Raw genomic sequence first — 4,708 nt, 5'->3', positions numbered from 1 at the left:
TCTTTTCATAATAGAGGGTATGGTTTTCCCCGTTTTCGTAAAAGGATTCGCTCAATGGTGTTTCCTCAATTCAAAACTAATCCTATTGTTGGTAATCAAATCAAATTGCCGAAAATTGGCGATATTGAGATTAATTTACATCGCCCTATTCCTGAAGGATTTGTAGTTAAGCAAGTCCAAGTAGTGAATAAAGCATCAGGTTGGTACGTCATTTGTACAATCGAGTCTGAGGGAAATATCCCTGACCCAATTCCAGATTTGGCTTATTCTAGTCTAGGTATTGATTTGGGTTTTTCTAGCCTTGTAGCTACATCCAGAAATGAAATTATTGATAGACCTAAGTTTTTAATCAGCTTACAAAGCAAGTTGACATCACTGCAACGTGAGCTAAAAGACAAAGTAAGGGGATCTAATAATTGGAAAAAAGCCTGTAAGAAAATCGCACAGTTACACGAGTACATCCATAGAGTCAGAAAAGATTATCATTTTAAACTCGCTCATTATTTGTGTGATCAAGCCAAAATGATATTTATAGAAGCAATAGACTTTAAGTCATGGGGAAGGGGGATGTTGCGTAAACACTCCCTAGACTTTGCTTTTGGTGCTTTTGTCGATATTCTGACTCTAGTAGCAAAAAAAAGAGACGTATATCTTCTCAAAGTAGATAAAGATTATACGTCTCAGACTTGTCCAAATTGCAATACTCTTACAGGTAAAAAAGATTTAAAAGAACGAGTCCATTGTTGTTCTGAATGCGGTTTTACTATTGACAGAGATGTTGCCGCCGCTATGGTAATAGAACAGCGTGGGTTAACAGCCGTTGGGCAGACGGTGTTGCGGTCTGTGGAGGATAATGGTATCGGGGCTGTAGAGAAATCGACAGCTAGAACCACCCAAAGAAGCAGAAAATCCAAGTAGCGATATTTGGAAGCCCACGCCTGTACCTTAGGTCAGCGTGGGAGTGTCACATGAGTCGCTTTAGCAGACGGTAGCTATTAGCCATGTAATTTATTACATGGTGGCTTATTGATTAACACTTTTAATTCTTAATTCTTACTTCCTAATTCCTAATTCCCATGCAGACGATCGAAAAATTAATTGACGACATACAAAAAGAAGCCCAAAAAAAGGAATTTCCCTTAGATATTCCCGTGTATGAATCCGTTGAAAAAGAACCCACTAAACCTATATTATATTTTGGTAATTTAAAGAGTAATATTTGCTTTTTTGGTAGAGATTTAGGAAGGGATGAAGTCATAGCAGGACAACCTTTAATCGGTGCTTCTGGTACGATCGTCAGAAAGATATTTTATGAAACAATTTACGGTGAAGAAACAGAAAATAAAGAGAAATTACAAAGAATAAAAGATAGGTTAATTTTAACTAATACTGTACCCTATAAACCCCCCGAAAATAAAGCCTATGGTATTAGAGTAAAAAACAGATTTCGCCCTTTTTTAGAACAGTTTTTCGTCTTTCATTGGCAAGGGAATCAGATTATTACTTTAGGTACAGAAGCCTTTAAATGGTTTGAACATTACTCCACTAAAGAGGAGTTTAATGCTTTTTGGGAACAGGGCGATCGACGCTATCAAAAACATATCCAGATTACCTTAACTGCAACAGATGAAACAGGAGAAATTCATCAAAAACCCATGACAATTTTTCCCTTACCTCATCCTTCACCCTTAAATCAAAAATATTATAATTTATTCCCTGCTATGTTACGATATACATTGTCACAGATCGAGTTTTAGAAAAGTCAGACAATGGTTAAAATAATTTCTTTATCTTTGAGTATAGTTAGTTATTTATTCTTTTTAAATGGTTGTCAGAATCCACCGCAAAAGTTACCTCCTTTACCTCAAGATTCTGCCATTCAAGTATATTTTAATCATAACCAAGCCCAAGGCAAAGAATATTTAGAACCCTATCGTAATATTGTCCGTCATGGTGATAATTTAGAAGCCATAATGATTGAGGCAATAAACTCAGCAAATACCTCTTTAGATATAGCAGTTCAAGAAATAAATTTAAGTCAATTAGCAAGGGCAATTGTGGCGAAAAAACAAGAAGGAGTAAAAGTAAGAGTTGTTATCGAAAATAATTATAATTTACCTTTAAATAGACTCAATAATAATCATGGTTTAGGTATCTTAAAAAAAGCTAATATTCCTATTATTGACGATCGAGAAGACGGCAGTAAAGGCAGTGGTTTAATGCACCATAAATTTATTATTATAGATAGCAAAAAAGTAGTAACAGGCTCAACAAACTTTACCTTAAGCGATGTTCACGGCGATTTTGATAACTTAAACACGAGGGGAAATGCTAATCATTTATTAGTCATAAATAGCCCCGCATTAGCTAAAATTTTTACTCAAGAATTTAATTATCTTTGGGGTGATGGGGTAGGTAAAAAACAAGATAGTTTATTCGGTTTACAAAAACCACCTCGAACTCCTCAAACTCTTAGAATAGGAGATAGTATCGTCACGGTCAAATTTTCCCCTATATCCCCCACAAAATCATGGCAAAATACTCCCAATGGTTTAATCGCTAATACCCTACAATTAGCCAATAAATCTATTGATTTAGCCTTATTTGTATTTACTGATCAAGGAATATCTAATACTTTACAAAAAAAATCTTTACAAGGAGTAGAAATTAAGGCATTAATCGATCGAAATTTTGCCTTTCAATACTATAGTGAAGGACTAGATTTATTAGGGGTAGCATTACCCTTTCAATGTAAATATCAACCCAATAATAACCCTTGGCAAAATCCTATCGACACCGTTGGCATCCCCAATTTAGAAAGGGGTGATAAATTACATCATAAATTTGGCATTGTGGACGATTCGATCGTAATTACAGGATCGCATAATTGGTCAAATGCGGCAAATCATATCAACGATGAAACCCTTTTAATTATCAATAATCCCCTCATTGTGCAACACTTTCGCCGAGAATTTGATCAACTATATGAAGATGCAATACTTGGCATTCCCGACTATATTCACGAAAAAATTGAGACGGAAACCGCTAAATGTGGACTTTAAAGATACATCTTAGCTTAACTTCAAAACTATTTTTTATCACAAAATAAATCCTAAATTATGCTTATGTCCTCCAAATTACAAAAAAAACTTTCGAGTCCTTTGAAAATTGGTACAGTAATAATTAATAGCCGTGTTTTACAATCTCCTCTTTCGGGAGTGACGGATTTAGTATTTCGCCGTTTAGTCAGAAAATATGCACCTGACTCCATGACTTATACCGAGATGGTAAGCGCCACAGAAATTCATCATCTCAAAGAATTACCGAAACTCATGGAAATTGATCCGAATGAGCAACCTATCAGTATTCAGCTATTCGATTGTCGTCCCGATTTTATGGCACAAGCCGCCCAAAAAGCTGTTAAAGAAGGCGCAAAAACCATTGATATTAATATGGGATGTCCTGTTAATAAGATTACCAAAAAAGGCGGAGGTTCGCGCTTATTACGACAACCTGAAATTGCCTGTTCGATCGTACGGGAAGTTACAAAAGCCGTGGACGTACCCGTCACAGTCAAAACTCGTTTAGGTTGGAATGACGAAGAAATCAACATTATCGACTTTGCCCAAAGAATGGAAGACGCAGGAGCGAGTATGATAACTATACATGGACGTACCAGAGAACAAGGTTACACAGGCACTGCTCGATGGGATATAATCGCCCAAGTCAAGGAAAAACTAACCATTCCCGTCATTGCCAACGGTGATATTTTTTCTGTGGAAGATGCCCTTCGTTGTCTGGAAGTGACACAAGCTGACGGGGTGATGTGTTCCCGTGGCACTCTCGGTTATCCCTTTTTAGTGGGAGAAATTGATTTTTACCTCAAAAATAACCAAAATCCTATTTTACCCACCTTAAAAAAGCGTTTAGACTGTGCTAAAGAGCATTTAATTGGTCTATGGGAGTATAAAGGACAACGAGGAATTTTCCAAGCCCGAAAACACTTATCTTGGTATTGTAAAGGCTTTAGTGGTGCTTCTGAATTGCGCGATCGATGTTCCCGTATCAACTCCGTAGAGGAGGGGTTGTTTTTATTAGATGAAGCCTTGAAAGAATTAACAATTAACAATTAACAATTAACAATTAACAATTAACAATTAACAATGGAAAACCCCTGTAATTTTTTCCTGTTATATAAAACTTACTCATAGTTACCTATGACGTTTATTTTCTGCTTCTACCAGTCAAGTCGGCTTGATACTGTCCACAGACGTTAATTCGGCTGTAACCCAACCTATTTTTTCTCTAATTACTTCTTCGGGTGCTTTTTCCAAATTTATGGACGCATTGAGATCTCGATCGATGGATAACCCACACTCATCACAAACATATAACCGCTCAGACAAAGACAAAGTTTCTTTTTTATGTCCACAATTACTACATTTTTTTGATGAGGGATACCATTGGTCAATTAGATCAATACGATTAGCATACCACTGAGCCTTATAAGTTAGTTGACGTTTAAACTCATACATTCCCAAATCTGCTATCGAACTAGCTAACTTGTGATTAGCCATCATTCCTTGCACATTCAGGCTTTCAATCTTAATATGACCATAAGTCTTACATAACTTTGTCGTAGTCTGCTGTAAAAAATCTTGACGTTGACAAGCCACCTTGTAATGTTGTTTCCTAACTTTATTGTAGT

5 protein-coding genes are annotated in these 4,708 nt (G+C 36.3%); 4 read left to right on the top strand and 1 reads right to left on the bottom strand.

Going from position 1 to position 4,708, the window contains the following annotated elements; translation table 11 throughout:
- The 4 genes from ACN4EE_RS22020 to dusB form a co-directional block, all read left to right on the top strand.
- Nucleotides 1–918: RNA-guided endonuclease InsQ/TnpB family protein (locus tag ACN4EE_RS22020; protein WP_431708662.1), on the top strand; the 918-nt coding region annotated here is incomplete at its 5' end.
- Between the two features lie 158 nt (nucleotides 919–1,076).
- A complete protein-coding gene (locus tag ACN4EE_RS22015) occupies nucleotides 1,077–1,757 on the top strand; it encodes a uracil-DNA glycosylase family protein (RefSeq protein ID WP_431708661.1) in 681 nt (226 codons plus the stop codon).
- Between the two features lie 12 nt (nucleotides 1,758–1,769).
- Nucleotides 1,770–3,062, top strand: a complete 1,293-nt coding sequence (locus tag ACN4EE_RS22010) for a phospholipase D-like domain-containing protein (protein ID WP_431708660.1) — start codon at nucleotides 1,770–1,772, stop codon at nucleotides 3,060–3,062.
- A gap of 57 nt (nucleotides 3,063–3,119) precedes the next feature.
- Nucleotides 3,120–4,133: a tRNA dihydrouridine synthase DusB gene (gene dusB, locus ACN4EE_RS22005; RefSeq protein ID WP_431708659.1), complete on the top strand. Its 1,014-nt coding sequence runs from the start codon at nucleotides 3,120–3,122 to the stop codon at nucleotides 4,131–4,133.
- A gap of 111 nt (nucleotides 4,134–4,244) precedes the next feature.
- On the opposite strand, the gene ACN4EE_RS22000 is transcribed toward dusB, so the two are convergent.
- Nucleotides 4,245–4,708: RNA-guided endonuclease InsQ/TnpB family protein (locus tag ACN4EE_RS22000; RefSeq protein ID WP_431708658.1), on the bottom strand; the 464-nt coding region annotated here is incomplete at its 5' end.

It is taken from the genome of Geminocystis sp. CENA526 (assembly GCF_050753365.1).
Lineage (GTDB): Bacteria > Cyanobacteriota > Cyanobacteriia > Cyanobacteriales > Cyanobacteriaceae > Geminocystis.
This window is presented reverse-complemented; position numbering and strand designations above follow the sequence as displayed.

Excerpts from the sequence above, each read along its gene's own strand:
- ACN4EE_RS22015 (WP_431708661.1), top strand. The coding sequence starts at position 1,077 with ATGCAGACGATCGAAAAATTAATTGACGACATACAAAAAGAAGCCCAA.
- ACN4EE_RS22010 (WP_431708660.1), top strand. The coding sequence starts at position 1,770 with ATGGTTAAAATAATTTCTTTATCTTTGAGTATAGTTAGTTATTTATTC.
- dusB (WP_431708659.1), top strand. The coding sequence starts at position 3,120 with ATGCTTATGTCCTCCAAATTACAAAAAAAACTTTCGAGTCCTTTGAAA.